The following is a 15,682-nucleotide window of genomic DNA, read 5'->3' on the forward strand; positions in this document are numbered from 1 at the left end:
ATGGCCCGCCGGACGTGATTTTAGGCGGAGTCCGTTCCAGCAGCTTTAATGGCCTCCTGTTGCGCCAAGGCGGCAATGACACGGACACGCGCGTGCTCGAACAGAGCTGCTTCGCGCAAAAGGTATGCGCAGACAGGATCCGTTTCTGTCAGAGGATCGACGAACCGGACGCCGGCTTTGTGCCAAACCAGCCACGCAATGCTTCCGTCGATCGACAGATCCGGTGTGAATAAGATCGTGATGCGATCTCCTGTTACAAGGCCGGTCAGCCCGTCGAGGCGTAAGCCTGTCATCGAGAAATCTACAACTTTGGCCGTGCGTGAGATGCCGCGGCATTCGACGGCGGCCGGACAGTCGATGCGGCGGCGCACGTCCTTTCTGCGAAGGAATTGTCCCGGAACGAGCAGTCTTTTCATGAAAACAAACTCCGGTCGCGCTGGTCACTATTCTATATAGCAATAAAGTACTAGTTATGGGTTAAATGGCGATATTTCACCCGTCCTCCAAGGTTTGCCAGCGAGACACCTTGCGCTCCGGCCGTGAACTAGTAATTTTGTGTTAATACTTTGCGATTCGTGGAGATATGGCAGATGCGATCGGAGCTTGAGGCCGTACTGGAAGCCTACCGGCAGGACGCCGCTTTAGAGGAGCAACTGATCCAAGATATTCTGACCGTTCTCGCGGTGACGGGGGCGGCACGGAAGCGGACGGTTCAGGAAATCTCCCAGGTTGTTAATCGCCACACGGTCAAGCTTGCCGAAGAGCGCGACTTTCGACAGGGCTCGGAAGAGATAGCTCGTTATGATTTTCAGCAGCCGCTCAGGCAAATGTAGAATGCTTCGAACCGTAATGCCTTGATCGGCGTCGCGAAGATTTTGTTCGTGCGTCCTGGATCGTCATCTCGCCTCTATTTTCCGGAGGGCCGCTGTGGCAGCAACCTATTTGGCGCGCATTGCGAGTCTGTGTTCGGACATTACGATCAAGCTGGCGGCGGTTTCGGCGGCTGAGAAATCTGTTTCGCGATTGCCTCAATATTCCAAAAATGTAGAAAATACGGAGGCTGGGCGAATAAAGTATGTGCCGCGGCGGCCGACCGTTCGCAACAATGTCACTTTAATAGAAGCGGCTTCTCCCGATGCAAAAGCTGAAGGATCTGAATTCTTGGCTTTTATACGGGATCTCGAAGCGCTTCGTTCGCAAATGATAAAATCCTGCTTACAGGGGCGAGAGATTTCCGTCGAGATGTTGTGCGAGGTTGTTGCGGATAAATCGATAGTAACGGCTGCGGTAGACGTTGGTTTGGCCGCGGGGAGGCCGGTACTCCCTCGGGCATTTCATGAGGCCGTAACGGATGCGGTCCGCTTGCTGAACTGCCCTTAGATCTGTGGCGCGGCGAATCTGAGCGCCTCTCTGCACAATCAGCCACCACGCCGGGCTCTTGTTTTCTTCATGTCATGCGGTTCGTTTGTCGCCGGATGAAATAGGCTGCTTTGGCTTGTCCGCGCATTCTGAAGCGAAGCGGTTTCTAGTTCTAAAGTGTGATGCATAAGCCCCACTGCTGACTTTTATCCTCTGGTGCCATGCTCTCTTGTGCGCGAAAGCGACAAAACGGTCGCGCGGAGTCTTTTTGACGTACTACTTATATAGTACCTAGAGACTACAAATCACGATTCGCCGGGGCGTATGCCGCCGGCTTTCAACGGAGAGCATGCCGCTTTTCCGATCGTGACCTTGTGTGTGCCGCGTCCAAACGGGGGAACTACGCATGGGCCGCAGACGCGCTTCGACCCACGATTGTTTTGTCTTCAAATCACACTTTTCCATTCAGTACGCCACACGCAAGACATACGGCAGGCAAAGGTCGTTTGCGCCGCCTGCCTGCTTCATTTCCGCGTTGGCTCTGGGGCTGATTATCGGTGGAAATTCAGCCGCGGGCGCGATTGGGGGCTGCATCTCTACGGTCGCCGGAGTTGAACTGACCTGCGTAGGCCAGGCGAATAATCCAGATGCCTTTACCGCAGCGTCGGATTTCACCGTCAATATCGGCACGACGACGCCAAACGATCCTGCTGAGATCACCCGAGACAACACCAGCGACCACGCGGGTCTCAAGATCGACGGAGGTGGCTTTGGCGGCACGATCAACATGACGCGCGGTTCCTCTATCACCGTCGATCCCGGAGTCCACGGCAGCTCGTTTCGCAATGGTCTTTCGGTGCTTAGCAGTGCGGTGGGCGCCAGCAAGACGTACACGATCGATATCGATGGCAGCATCGTCACCAACGATGCTCAGGGCGACGCGCTCCGCTTAGAAGGCCATTCCGGTACGGTTTTCGATGTTACCGTTCATCGCCATGGGACCATCGGAGGCGAGGACGGTGACGACTCGATCATGGTAACGGGCGCGCAGAGCCTGCTCTTGAAAAACTACGGCGAGATAGCTGGCGGCAACGGCCAACCGTCGACCGGCGGCGAGGGCATTAACGTCGGCAATGGAACGCGGATAGCCGCCGAAGGCGTGACGATCGAAAATCATGGTTCGATCACAGGGAGAGGCGACGCTGGCGTCAACGGTCAGGGAATTACCGTGTTCGGGGCGGGCGACGTGCACATAGACAACAGTCGGCGAGGCGATATCGTCGGCGCGTCGCAGGGTATCCATGTTGAAGCCGATGGGGCGGTGTCGATCAGCAATGACGGTCACATCGAGGGGCACTCCGAGTCTGGTGTGGAGGTCGCGGACGGAACTGATGTCGAGATTACCAACCGCAGCAGGCACACCATTGAAGGGGCGACGGACGGTGTGTTCGTGCATAACGTCGACGAAGCCAACATCGACAACGATCATGGACGTATCGTCGGTCACGATGGTGATGGTGTCCATGTCCACAACGTCGATGGCGCTGTCTCAGTGCAAAATAGATTTGGCGCGTCCGGATGGAATGCGGCCAGAATTTCCGGATCCGATGACGGCGTTCATATCAGCCGCGTCGAGGATGATGTCTCGGTTGATAACCGATTTGGCGGCAAGATCATCGGGCATGGGGACGACGGCATCGATATTCACAATGCCGGTGATGACGTAACGATCGCGAACTCTTTTGGCGGCAGCGTCAGCGGTCGTGAAAATGGTGTCAACGTTCACGACGTTCGCGATAACGTTCGGATCGACAACGGCTTTGGCGGCAGCATTTCGGGAGAGCGTGACGATGGGGTCCATATTCGCGATGTGCGCGGCGATGTGGATGTCTCAAACCGCTTTGGCGGGCGTATCGGCGGGCGCGATGATGGCATTGATGCCGATCATGTGCGTGGCGATGTAACCGTCAGCAATGACTTCGGCGGTCATATATCGGCGCGTCGCGGCGACGGCGTTAAAATCGAGGATGTTGGAGACGACGTCAGGATCAGTAACAGTTTCGGTGGGCAGATTCACGGCCGTGACGACGGCGTACATGTGGATGGTGTTCGCGATCATGTGACGGTGAACAACAGTATTGGCGGCTCGATCGTCGGATATGCCGACGACGGCATCGATATCGATGACGTTCGGGACGACGTTGATATTTTCAATCGGTTTGGTGGAACGATTGCTGGGCGCGATGCCGGTGTTGAAGTCAGCGATAGCGGCGACGACGTCCGCATCGATAACGCGTTCGGCGGGACTATAGCTGGCTGGCGTGCTGATGGTGTTCGCATCGACGATACCGACGGTTTCGTTGCCATCGATAACAGCCGGGGCGGCAAGATCTCCGGCGGCGGGGATGGAGTTCATGTCACGCACGCCGATGACGGCGTTCGGATCGACAACAGCTTTGGCGGCAGTATCGAGGGGCGACATGACGATGGCATCGACGTGCGCGATGTCGATGACGACGTTCGAATTGACAATCGCTTCGGCGGCAGTATCGCGGGTGACGATCACGGGCTTAAGGTCCACGACGTCGACGGCAGCGTGGCGATCGCCAATAGTTTTGGGGGCAAAATTCGCGGCGACGGTGGCAATGGCATCGATATCGATGATGTCGACGATAATCTCCGCATAGACAACAGGAGAGGCGGCTCGATCAGCGGCCGCAACGATGGCGTTCACTCCGACGACGTCGACGGGAATGTTCGGATCGATAACGGCAGTGGTTCTATTCGGGGCCGGAGAGGCGATGGCGTCGACGTTTCCGCGGAAGGGGATGTGACAGTCAACAATGGTCGGCTCGGGCGCATCGAGGGGGCGGACAGCGCCATTGAGATCGATGCGCAGTCTGCGGAAATTAATTCGGCTGGATTGATCCGAGGATCAGGCACCGATCATCCGACGATCAAGATTTCGACCGAGGGCGGTGCGACGATCAACAATTATCGGAGCGGAAAGATCGTCGGCCATGACTATTCGCCGACAGACATGATCGTAAAGGCGCATGGCGGCCCGGTCACGATCAACAACGACGGCACCATGCTCGGCCGTATCGACCTTTCCGATGCGGGCAATACGCAAGAAGGAAACGTCTTCAATAATACCAGCAATCATAGCTGGACATTTACCGGCACGAGTAATCTCGGTGGCGGATTTTCCGACGCTTACAATAATTCGGGTACGGTTTTTACGACCGATCCCGGTCGTCCCGAGAATAACGACGTAACGGAGCTTGCAGGCGTTGAAGCTTTCAACAACGGCAGCTCGTTCAGAACCGGAACGATCGATCTGCAGGATGGCTTCACCGGCGATGTTACGACCTTAAGCCCGACCAGCGGTGCGACGCTGACGTTCAATGGCGCGGCAGGGCATAGTTATCTCAAGGTCGATAGCTATCTCGGTTCTCCGACCAATTCGAGTTCCGATCGCCTGCTCATCGATGGAGACGTCACGGGCAAAACGGCCATTGACGTCAATAATGTCAATCCGGGCTTTGGAAGCTACAACCCCGTCGGAATTGAGGTCGTGAAGGCGGCGGGCTCGTCGTCTGCGAACAATTTCTTCCTCCGGAACGGGCCCATCGACACTGGCCTGTTTGATTACAATCTTTATCTCAAGAATCCGAACGACTGGGTGCTTGCCAGCGCGCCTAATCGTACGTTTTTCGAGTTGCCAAGCTTGATCTCGGCGGCACAATCGATGTGGCACGACGCGTCCGGCGTGTGGCTCGACAGAACGGCCGATCTCCGGGCGTCACTCGAACATCCCTGTGTTTCCGAGGGGCTTAAGGGGCCGAGCTCGACGTGTCCTCCGGCCGCCAGAGCGGGCGGATGGGTGAAAGGACTAGGCGTAACGGAATCGCGCACGCCGAAGCAGTCATTCTCACTCTTCAACACGGCCCAGACTTACAAGACGGGCTACGATCAAAGCGGCGGTGGCGTTCTCGCCGGCTACGATGTCGTGCGTCGTGCCGATGACGGACAGAGCATCTGGCTGGCCGGCGTCATGGGAGGCTATCTCCGATCGGTCGTCGATTTCGATAACTCAGCAACGGGTGTCGATTTCGAAGGCGGCGCCGTCGGCGGTTATGTCACCTATCTGAAAGGTCCATGGTTCCTTGATGCCAAGTTGTTGGCGAACATTGGCAATGTCGAGTACAGCGGCTCGCATGGAGTGAAGGACAGCGCCGGCGTGACGTCCATCGGCGGTGTCCTCGATACGGGATATCGCATGGACCGTGGGCGCTATTTCATCGAGCCCGGGGCGACACTGGCTTACGTCGATAGCAATATTGACAGCCTCGGTATCTATGGTTCGTCGGTCGGCTTTTCCAATGGGGACAGTCTGCGCGGCCGGCTCGGCCTTCGCGTTGGAATGTCGCTTCAGGATCAGCAAGCCAAATATGAGCCGTTTCTCGGCATGAGTGCCTGGTACGAGTTTCTCGGAGACAATACGGCGCAACTTGCAAGCAACGGCTATACCCTTGGCGCAACCGATAACGTGAGCGGCGCGATCGGAGAGCTGAGTGGGGGTGTCGATGTCTACAGCCTTGCCGGTGACGGTCTTAGCGGCTTCGTGAAAGGCAATCTGCAATTCGGCAAGGACGATTATCTCGGTTTCGGGGGCAGCTTTGGCGTTCGCGTAGATTGGTGAGGAACCGCAAGCCGGAGCAAGGGTACGCGTGCGCTCCGGCTTGCGCCGCTTGATGCGTATGAAATTTTTGGAGCGGCTTAGGAGGGCAAATGAGGTACGGGATCAGGTTAAGTGGTGTGATGGTTGGTGCACTCACGTTCTTGTCGGCTGGCGGTATTCGCGCGCCCGTTTTTTCCTTGCCAGCGACGGCGATCAAAGAGACCCGGAAGGTGGTCGGCGATTGGGTGGTGGCGTGCGCGCCGGTAGCCAACGGACGGAAATCCTGCGCCTTGTCGCAAACATTGCTGAGTCAAAGCTCGAGCAGCCCGTCAGTGTTTTTTTTATCGGAAGGGACGGCACGGGGAAACTCAAAGGTTCGCTGCGCATGCCGGTAGGTCTCGCGCTCAAGGACGGTGTGGTCGTCGGGGTCGAGGATCGAGAGGCGTTCAAGGTTCCTTATGCCGCGTGTCATCGGATCGGTTGTTTCGCGCCATTCGATTTGAGCGCACGATCACTCGGAGAGCTTAAGTCGGCAACGAATATATCCGTCGTTGCTCATAGCGTCTCGCATAGCGCCTTGCGCTTCAACTTTTCCGGCCGAGGTTTTGCCCGCGCTTACGACACGTACATCGCGTGGTCAAAATAGCCGGAAGGATTGTTCCAATGATGATTACAGCATTTCGGATGCGGCTCGTGTTGAGACGTCGCGGTGACGAGCAGATGCGTCCGGTATCGAGACCAGTCGCGAAGCAGAGGCTTTTATCAAAGCACTCCGTGGACAGAGATGAAACTGACGTTGACGATTGCAATTCAAGGTAGTAGTAATTTATGTGTAGTCTATTCCGTGGTGTAATCGACGGTGTAGGTATGTAAGCCTATGCAGTGGCCTAAACTCGCCGGTTCCAAATCGTTTTGGGTTTTCGTTCAACGGGTTAGGTCATCGCTGTCGAAGTTGGGGTTTGGCCGCCATTGGCAAACGGAGCGGGAATGATCCGGTCTCTCAAAGGTAAAGTCGTGGCAATTCCGTTGGCCGCGTCGGCCACAGGATTGGCTGTCGCCCGCTTGGTAGCGGAGGATGACGGTGACCTGCTCCTTGGCGCTGGCACAGCGGCGCAACTCAGGTCGCTGGAAACACGTCTGCCGCGCTCTGATGCATTCTACGCGGTGCAGGTGGATCTTGAACGGCCAAAGTCGGTCGACGAATTCTTCAAGATCGCAATGGGGCAGTTCGGGCACGTCGATGCGATCGTGCTTGAAACAATGAAGGTCGCTCCTCGCGCAACGCTTTCGGAAAAGGCGCTCGGTCTTGGTGCACGTCGTCTGCTGCATTGTCTTGACGCGGCGCTCCGATATTCGGCCGGAGATCTGCATGTGATCAACATCGCACCCGTGGCTGGCCGGTACGCCATTCCCGTTGCGACGGCATTTCTCGGCGCAAGGCTTGCGACGGGCAAATCCGGCGGCGGGCCGGCGCCGAAGCTGCGCATGTCGGTCGTCTCGCCATTCGACGGGGCGGTGTCGGACGATGGGACACTAGCGCGGACTGTGCTCCACGTTTTACGGGAACCGCGTACGCCGGATATTGCCGAGCTAATTTTGCGTCGGCGGCTGGAGCCAGAGGTTCGAGACCGTCGACCGGTTGCGGCGCGGAGCAAGATGATGGTGCCGATGTAAAAAACACCGCGCGCGGGAGGCGACTTCAGCGGCGATGATTGGTCGGCCGCAGATTCAACTGGTTTACAAGCATTGCGGCTCGCGTGCGGTTCGGCAAATGCAATTTCTGTAGAACGGCCGTCACGTGCCGCTTCACAGTATTCAGCGAGCACTCAAGTTCTTCGGAGATCTCGAGATTACTCTTGCCCGCACCGACCAGCAGCAGAACTTCGTACTGCCTTGGGCTGAGACTTTCTATGTCCGGCTGTGGTTGGTAATTCCGCTGCGGTTCCGCGAAATGGCCAACGAGTGTCGAGACCGTATCCTGAAGCAGCTCTGGGTTGAGCGTAATGGGGGCGTCGGTGTTTTGCTTGCCTTCGGTGACCCAAGGCGTGATGTCGACATGCATCAAAACGGCACCGGTGCCGGCATCGGGGCTGACGGGAATGCCGAGGACAGCGAGCCAATGTTTTACTCTGGAGGATGGGGAGGACGTCACGAATGAGATCAGCGTGCGCTTACGCTTGAGCAGTGCCTGGATGTCAGCGCGGTTCGCTTCATCGGCGCAATGGTCGAAATAGGAGTCGCCAGCCGCGTAGCCGACGGCGTTACGACGATTCGAAGGACCACTGTGCGTCTGTACGCCGGTTATGGTTCCGCGGCTATCGATGAGTACGACGTGTACGGCCGGCTCGCGTAAGTCAGTTCGTTGAACGTTCATCGTTGCCCCGTAATTTGCGGCTTGTTGTCATAAGCGGTTAAGGCCTGAGTGCTTGCGCGACCGGATGAAAACAGGACTAGTCCGGCCGGCTTGCGATGACTCTCGCCCAGAAGCGTATGGCTTAGTCAACTTGTGGCCCGAGGGCTAGATAGAGCGCTAAAGGGGTTGTGCATCGTCGGGGAGGGCGCCCTCGTAGCATGGCAGGTTCCGGCGCAATCAATTTATGGCGGGGACCGGATGCACCGGCGCCGGTCGAATATTGCTCGACGCATGTATCAGTGGTGGCTGGGATGCCAGGATTCGAACCTGGGAATGGCGGAATCAAAATCCGCTGCCTTACCACTTGGCTACATCCCAATGCCGCTCGGGGAAACCGGTGCCGCAGCACCGGCGGACGCGCACCATAATCAGTCGACACCGAGGCCGCAATGGCGCGTGGCAATGCGCGCACATCCCTGCTGGGCGGCCTCTACAAGCCAGTATCCATGGCTTTCGGCACGGCCCTAATTGGCTTATCGTATCGGTCGGCAGGGCAACTTAAACCGTGCTTGCGGTACCGTGAACAGGTGGCTATAACGCCGGTCTCCTCGCCGCTCGATACGTCTTGAGCGTGCGGAAGAAAAGCCTAAATTCAGGCTGTTCGGTCGGGCGGAGCGTAGCGCAGCCTGGTAGCGCACTTGCTTCGGGAGCAAGGGGTCGGAGGTTCGAATCCTCTCGCTCCGACCAATTCTCATTCAGTTCGATAAAATGCCGTGGGGTGTCCGAGGCGGTTGCCAGCGGCCGCTGCCGCTCGTGCATACGGCGAAGGCGCGTGGCGAAAAAGACTATGACCCGCCAAATGACGCCGGAGAAGCGTGACGTTACGAATATTGGACTTATAAGAAGCGTCGAAAATATCACCGGCGATCGGGATGCATCCGACGAGCGTGTCGAGGGCCGAATTGAGCAGCATGCGGAGTACGAGCTGGCGGGGCGCGCCGAGGCGCCTGGATTTCCAAATGATGTAGGCGCCGACCGATCCCCCGAGCACGTCGCCGACGACGGGAACGATGCCGAGTAGTGCATCGAAGCCGACCGTCATTTTTGTCCCTGGTATGCACATCGCGCTGTCAAAAACGTGGGCCAATCTTTGCAGCCGTCCAAATGTCTGCCCGGCTGGACCTTGTGATTGGCTGAAGTCTGTTTCAGCAAGCCGGAATTTTCGTTGCCCCAATCCATTCGGGGCTGGTTCGACGTACGTCGTCGGCGCCGCGAGTTTGCTGTTCGCCCGGCGCATGACCGTATTTTCCCACTGGGCGTGAACGGCCTTGATTTCGGTGTCCCGTCCGTAGCGCAAGCAGTTGCGAAAGTTCTTTTCGCGAACGTCGGCCCGTTGCGCCCAGCGGCGGCCGAAATGGCTCGCCGCGTTTTTTACGCGTGCCGGGAGCAGCCGCTCCAATTCGAGCATCAGCGGGCCGGCGCGGCTAGCGAGCGGCCGTAAAGGGGCAGGCAAATGCGTTACCGCAGCGCGTCCTTCAAGCTGGCGAATGAGCTGCTCTTTGGGAGCTTTAATGACGACGAAGCGCACGTCTTCTGCGGCGTCGAGAAGGGTATGCAGATTTTTTTCTTCACGATGCAGGCTGGGGACGAGCGAGGCTGGCGTCTCCGCAAAGGACTTCCGATACGCTGTCGAGGTCTTCATATCGAAATGAAAAATCTGGCCGTTTGGCTTGGGCCCGCGCCGGAGCAGCCGATAATAGAAACGGCGCTTTCCCCAAACGTGGCGCCAAGTATGAACGTCAGGGGGTAGTCGGCACAGAATATCTTCCGGCAGCCGCCTCCGTTTCAGCTGCCGGATGAATGTCGATTTTCCCGAGCCCGAGAGGCCTGCGATAACAAGGAGGCTTTTTATCTCCGGGTCCCAGGGAATGCGTCGGGAGCCTCTTGGCAAGGCCCGCCCCCCCGTCACTTGACTATCAAAATGCGGTTGCTGGAAACTCAAGATGGCGCGTGCAGGAGCAGGAACAACGCTTTTTTGCGTTTTTATGACATTCCTTCCTTTGATTGTGACAGTTCGGCCCAGCTCATGAGTTCTGGCGCCGGCAGCGCCTGAGATGCCGCGTAACCAAATCGCCGTCCAAACTTTCCCAACAACCGCTATGGGGCGATGAATTTATCGTTCAAGCCGCTCGGATGAGGCGGCGGAACGCAAGGGACATAGGTTGGTCGGGGTAAATGGCTCCGCGGGTAGGATTCGAACCTACGACCATCCGATTAACAGTCGGACGCTCTACCACTGAGCTACCGCGGAATACCGTGCAATACTGCCGGAGAGCGCTCCGCATAGCAGAACACATCGGCGCTGGCGAGGCCCTTTGACTATTTTCTTCGTGCGAGGGTCTCGACGCGCAAAGTCTTTGCACTTCAAGGCGGAAGCCGCAACTGCGACGCCCGGTCTCGGCCGATCCGATCCACGACTAAGAGCATGCTGCGACGGCCTAAAAAAGCACGTTGGGTCAATGCCAGCACTTAATGGGAGAACTATTGGAGGCCACGCCCGGAATTGAACCGGGGTACGCGGATTTGCAGTCCGCTGCGTCACCACTCCGCCACGTGGCCTCAACGCGTCGCTAGCGGATTGCCCGTTAGCATCTTTTATGTCGACAGCGGAACGTCTTGCTGATGCGACGGCCGTCTAACATAGAGCGGCAACACCTTACAAGCCGTTACGATCGCCTTCGCGCGGTCGGTTTGCAGTGGCGGCTTGCCAGACGCGCCGTGCGACGGGTTTCCTGTCGCGCCGGAGGCGCCGCTCGCGTATAGGAGGGTCGGAATCGCGGGCTGCGGCGGCAGGCTTCGGCGGCGCGAGCATCGACTGAAGTGCGAGGACGAGCGATGGCGGACGCCGCTTTGCAGCGAAAAAATATGGTTGAAAGCCAAGTGCGTCCTAGTGACGTGACGGACCGGCGCATAACTGCGGCGATGGCGAAGATACCGCGCGAACGGTTTCTTCCCGCACGGCTGACGGCATTTGCCTATAGCGATGAAACTCTGAACCTCGGGCCGGGTCGTGTCGTGCTGGCGCCTTCGACGTTTGCCAGACTTCTGCAGCTCGCCGAGATCGATGCGAAAAACAACGTCCTGGTGATCGGCGGTTGCGGATACGCCGCCGCGATCGTTGCTGAGATGGCGGCGACGGCCGTTGCATTGCTGCCGGATGGACAGGCAGCAGCCAACGTTTCCGAGATCTTCTCCGCAATCGGCACTGCCAACGTGACGGTGGTGAATGGCGAACTCGCAGCCGGATGGAAAGCGAAGGCGCCTTACGATGTCATCGTCATTGAGGGCGGGGTTGAAGCCGTGCCGGAGACGATCACGGCGCAGCTGGGAGAGGGGGGCCGACTCGTCGCAATCGAGGTCGAGCGCGGCCTAGGCCACGCATTTCTGCTCCACAAACGAGCGGGATTACTTGCGCGCCGCGACGCATTTCAAGCCGCCAGTCCTTTGCTGCAAGGTTTCGAGGCCGCCAAGCCAGCTTTCGTTTTCTAAACGGAAGGTTGAGCAGCCGTTGCTCTGGCTGAGGGGTGTCTGCGTGTTCGTATTCTTGGACGCCGTTCTTGGAGAAGCAACTCAAGCCCTTGTATAATCACACCTGTCGATGACCTACTTCGGAGCAAAAGAGTGTGATTGCTGCCACGCTGGGGGAGCAAATTGGGGGCGGTGCTCGACGGATAGGCGTTTCGCCCTAAGTTATCCAGTAGCTTCGCGTTCGGGGGTTTGAGTCGGTAGGGGCGTTTTCGTCCGAATCGGATAGAGACACGTCGGAAGTTTGGGGGTTCCGCCCGTAGTTCGGGGTCCGGGCGGCAAAACGGGTTCATAGCATTGGCAAAGATAGCGGTATTTCAACCGTCACGCGGGCGTGCGGCGATAGCGTCGCAATGTGCGCTTGCTGCTTTTCTTGCGATTGCTGGCATCTTGGCGCACCCGGCGCCAAGTTTCGCCGAGACGTTACTCGACGCGCTTGCCGCGACCTATCAATACAGTCCGACACTCGATGCTGAGCGCGCGCGCCAACGAGCCCGCGACGAAGACATCGCACGCGCGAAGTCGGGGTATCGGCCAGATATCAACGCTTCGGCCAACGTCGGCCGCGAAGGTAGCTGGACCAAAGGCAAGCCCGCTTTCGGCAACGATCACAGCGTAACATCGCCTCGCGGCTACGCCATCGATGCGGTGCAGCCGCTCTTTACCGGTTTTCAGGTTACGAATGCAGTGAATGCTGCCGAAGCGACAGATCGCGCCGGACGCGAGACATTGCGTTCGACTGAACAGCAGGTCTTGCTCGATGCGGTGACGGCGTATGGCGATGTCGTCCGCGATCAGGCCATCGTGAAGCTCAACGAGAACAACTTGAAGTTCCTCGACGCCGAGCTTAAAGCCACACAGGATCGCTTCAATGTGGGCGAAGTGACGAAGACCGACGTGGCTCAGGCGCAGGCTCGCCGGGCGCTTGCGCAGTCGGATCTCGATCTTGCTCGGGCAAATTTGAAGTCGAGTCGTGCGATTTTCGAACAGGTCGTAGGGCATCCTCCTGCGCGTCTGGTCGAGCCTAATCCGAACATCAGGCTTGTCCCGCGCTCCGTCGACGAAGCGATTGCAATCGGGATCAAAGAAAATCCGCAGGTCGTTCAGGCACTCTACTCGGAGCAGGCGGCACGCTTCACTGTCGATCAAATTCGCGGTCAATTGCTTCCGCAGGCGCAGTTGGAAGGCAATTGGACGGAGAGCTATGATCCGTCGGATCAGATTGATCGCGGCAGCTCGGCATCGGTGGTTGGCCGCGTGAATGTGCCGATCTATCCGCAAGGCGGCGAGGTCTATGCGGAGATCCGGCAGGCGAAGCACACGCACATCTCGTTGTTGCAGCAAATCGAAGAAGCGCGCTCGCTGACGCAATCGCAGGTCGTTCAAGCCTGGTCTCAACTTCAGGGCTATAAGGCGCAGTCCGAATCTGATCGTGCTTCGATCACGGCCAACACGACGGCGCTCGAAGGTGTGAAGGAAGAAGAGCGGGTTGGCCAGCGGACCTTGCTCGACGTATTGAACGCGCAGCAGGAATTGCTGCAGTCACAGGTCAACCTGGAAACCACGAAGCGGAATATCCTTGTCGCGTCCTATACCCTCATATCGGCGATCGGCCGTTTGAGCGTCTCGGAAGTCGGCGCGGCGACCCAGGTCTACCATCCCGAGGTGCACTATCAGGATGTGCGCAATAAGTGGTTCGGCATCGACATCACCCATGACGATGGGCGTCGCGAGCACATCGATCTCAAAAATGCTCCTATGAAATAGAGGTTGGCGTTCGCGTTCGCTTTCGCCGTCCCCTCGCTTTCGACTCGTTTTGACACACGGCGGGGGCAATAGTATTTCCCCCGCTTGCCATGAGAGTGCCGCGCTCGGGGGATAACTGGTGCCCGGATCGTTGCTGCTTATTGTGCAACCTGTCACCATATTTGCTATGGCGGGTTATTCGATCAGGCGGGTGCGCCGGTCGCCGCCGCCCGCAAGATCTCTGGGACCCTGAGAACGGGCGTCGCTGACGCGAGAAGGTACGAGTATGTCGAGATTTGAGCCCAACGTCGAACCGAGCATGGAGGAGATCCTTGCTTCGATCCGCAAGATTATTGCGGAGGATGCGTCGGGCTCAAGAGTTGTGCCGCCAGCGCCTCCTCGAAACAACGGGATAAAGTCAGCGTCTTCGGCGCAGCGCGGGTTCATGTCGCGCGAAGCCTTCATGCGCTCCTCGGCTCCACAGGAGGAGTCGGATAATCAGCGCTATTTCACTCCTGTTACGCCGCACGATCCTCAGCCCGCGCATGAGCCGACTGCGAAAGCCGAACCACTGGCGAATAGCGACAAGGTCGACTCTGAGCCAGCACCGGCCGTCGCTCTCGAAGCAGAGAAGCCGTCGCCAAAGGTTGAGCCAAAGCAGCACAATCAACTTGAAATCGAAACGGCGACTGTCGTGGAGGTTGAGCAGGCGAATCTGAAAAGCTTAGGTGCTGTCGAGCCCGAAAAGGAAAAGCATCCTAAGGCTGCGTCCGAGGCGGCTATTGTCGATGCGCAGATCGACGAGCATTCGAGCGAAGATCTCAAAGTGCTGCGCGATGGCGAGAGCCATTCGCAGGCAAGCGAGTTAGACGCGAAAGGCGAAGTTCGCGACAGCAACGCCAGCGAAGCCCTAGCAGACTTGCCGCAAAAGCAGGCTGCATTGGCTTCCAAGTCGGCGGCCGAGCCGGCGTCTCCGGTATCGACTCCGGCTGCAAAAGATCCTGCTCCGGCGATCGAAAGCCAGGATAGCAGCGATCCCTTTGCGTTCGATCTGGGACCTTCGCCTTTTTTGCTGCGTCCGTCTGCGGAACGAGCAGTGGATCCGAAGATTTCTATCGAACCCGCCTCCGATGCTGTTCCAACACGACCAAGGGAGCCGTCGCGGGCTGAGCCATCGCCGTATTCGGGCCGCGAGACTTCCAGAATTAATGGGACTTCGATGCCATCGGAGCCCGGACGCTACGCCTTTTCGCCGCCGAAAAGCTACGAGCCCAAACCGGCGGCCTCGCCTTCTTCTGCGCGTCCCGCGGCTCCGTTTGCCGTTCCAAGCGTTTCGGCGACGCTCGGTCCGCATCGGCGGCTGGAGCCTTTGTCGAACGCATTCAAACCTGCTCCTTCCGATGATCCTCGCGCGCGTTCGGAGCTCCATTCTGCGGACCCTTATCCCCGCCAGTACTACACGCGCGACGCAGAAATTCCGGCAGAGTCTCGTGAGGAGCGGCGCGATTCGATGCTTCAGCACGCGCCAGCTCAGCCGCCAGCGCCTCCACAGTTGGATACGGCCGCGAATGCGGTCAGCAATCTCGACCGGACGATTGAAGACGCCGTCGCAGACCTTTTGCGGCCGCTTCTCAAGACCTGGCTCGCTGAAAATATGCCGAAGATCGTCGAGCGCGCTCTGCGTCGCGAAATGTCCGAACGCTTGTTGCCAGACCATAAGAGCGGACGCGACTAGTGACCTGACTTCCATGGTGAAGTTGTAAGAAAGCGGGGCTTCCCCGCTTTTTATGTATCTGCAGCAATTTTTTCTTGCTCGTGACTTTTGCCACACGGCTGCCTCGACTGGGCCTTAGCAACTTGTGTCAGGCGCGCGTGGAGAAGACCTTCGGGTGATGCCATCCACTCGCGCGACGTCACTGGGGGGTAGTGCTGCGTTTTTGTCGTGCAGCGATCGC

The 15,682-nt window shown here is 58.1% G+C and carries 10 protein-coding genes and 4 tRNA genes; 8 read left to right on the plus strand and 6 right to left on the minus strand.

The window, feature by feature from the left end:
• Positions 1-20: 20 nt before the first annotated feature.
• Positions 21-416, minus strand: coding sequence for a PilZ domain-containing protein (locus VHB22_RS05910; RefSeq protein WP_325456029.1), 396 nt, complete (start codon positions 414-416; stop codon positions 21-23).
• A gap of 174 nt (positions 417-590) precedes the next feature.
• Here VHB22_RS05910 and VHB22_RS05915 point away from each other — a divergent pair, with 174 nt between their 5' ends.
• From VHB22_RS05915 to VHB22_RS05930, 4 genes are all read left to right on the plus strand, one after another.
• Entirely contained in the window at positions 591-833 is a 243-nt protein-coding gene (locus VHB22_RS05915; protein ID WP_325456030.1) for a hypothetical protein, read from the plus strand.
• A gap of 932 nt (positions 834-1,765) precedes the next feature.
• Entirely contained in the window at positions 1,766-6,064 is a 4,299-nt protein-coding gene (locus VHB22_RS05920) for an autotransporter domain-containing protein (protein WP_325456031.1), read from the plus strand.
• Positions 6,065-6,296: 232 nt separating this feature from the next.
• A complete protein-coding gene (locus VHB22_RS05925; RefSeq protein WP_325456032.1) occupies positions 6,297-6,689 on the plus strand; it encodes an invasion associated locus B family protein in 393 nt (130 codons plus the stop codon).
• Between the two features lie 341 nt (positions 6,690-7,030).
• A complete protein-coding gene (locus VHB22_RS05930) occupies positions 7,031-7,717 on the plus strand; it encodes a hypothetical protein (RefSeq protein WP_325456033.1) in 687 nt (228 codons plus the stop codon).
• Positions 7,718-7,742: 25 nt separating this feature from the next.
• On the opposite strand, the gene VHB22_RS05935 is transcribed toward VHB22_RS05930, so the two are convergent.
• Together VHB22_RS05935 and VHB22_RS05940 are read right to left on the minus strand one after the other, a co-directional pair.
• Entirely contained in the window at positions 7,743-8,417 is a 675-nt protein-coding gene (locus VHB22_RS05935) for a helix-turn-helix transcriptional regulator (protein ID WP_325456034.1), read from the minus strand.
• 282 nt (positions 8,418-8,699) lie between these two features.
• Positions 8,700-8,774 (minus strand) — tRNA-Gln (locus VHB22_RS05940).
• 292 nt (positions 8,775-9,066) lie between these two features.
• Between VHB22_RS05940 and VHB22_RS05945 the strand changes: the two genes are divergently transcribed.
• Positions 9,067-9,143 (plus strand) — tRNA-Pro (locus tag VHB22_RS05945).
• A gap of 4 nt (positions 9,144-9,147) precedes the next feature.
• Here VHB22_RS05945 and VHB22_RS05950 read toward each other — a convergent pair.
• The 3 genes from VHB22_RS05950 to VHB22_RS05960 all read right to left on the minus strand — a co-directional run bounded on the left by VHB22_RS05950 (position 9,148) and on the right by VHB22_RS05960 (position 11,015).
• A complete protein-coding gene (locus VHB22_RS05950) occupies positions 9,148-10,347 on the minus strand; it encodes a DUF4112 domain-containing protein (protein WP_325456035.1) in 1,200 nt (399 codons plus the stop codon).
• Between the two features lie 285 nt (positions 10,348-10,632).
• Positions 10,633-10,707, minus strand: a tRNA-Asn gene (locus VHB22_RS05955).
• A 234-nt stretch (positions 10,708-10,941) separates the two neighbouring features.
• Positions 10,942-11,015 (minus strand) — tRNA-Cys (locus VHB22_RS05960).
• Between the two features lie 276 nt (positions 11,016-11,291).
• On the opposite strand from VHB22_RS05960, the gene VHB22_RS05965 reads away from it, so the two are divergent.
• The 3 genes from VHB22_RS05965 (at position 11,292) to VHB22_RS05975 (ending at position 15,462) form a co-directional block, all read left to right on the plus strand.
• Positions 11,292-11,945, plus strand: a complete 654-nt coding sequence (locus VHB22_RS05965) for a protein-L-isoaspartate O-methyltransferase (protein ID WP_325456036.1) — start codon at positions 11,292-11,294, stop codon at positions 11,943-11,945.
• A gap of 333 nt (positions 11,946-12,278) precedes the next feature.
• Positions 12,279-13,748 carry a TolC family outer membrane protein gene (locus VHB22_RS05970; RefSeq protein ID WP_325456037.1) on the plus strand — a complete coding sequence of 490 codons (1,470 nt, stop codon included), beginning with the start codon at positions 12,279-12,281 and terminating at the stop codon, positions 13,746-13,748.
• A gap of 265 nt (positions 13,749-14,013) precedes the next feature.
• Entirely contained in the window at positions 14,014-15,462 is a 1,449-nt protein-coding gene (locus tag VHB22_RS05975) for a DUF2497 domain-containing protein (protein ID WP_325456038.1), read from the plus strand.
• Positions 15,463-15,682 lie beyond the last annotated feature (220 nt).

Origin of the sequence: Hyphomicrobium sp., assembly GCF_035548195.1 — a bacterium.
GTDB lineage: Bacteria > Pseudomonadota > Alphaproteobacteria > Rhizobiales > Hyphomicrobiaceae > Hyphomicrobium_B.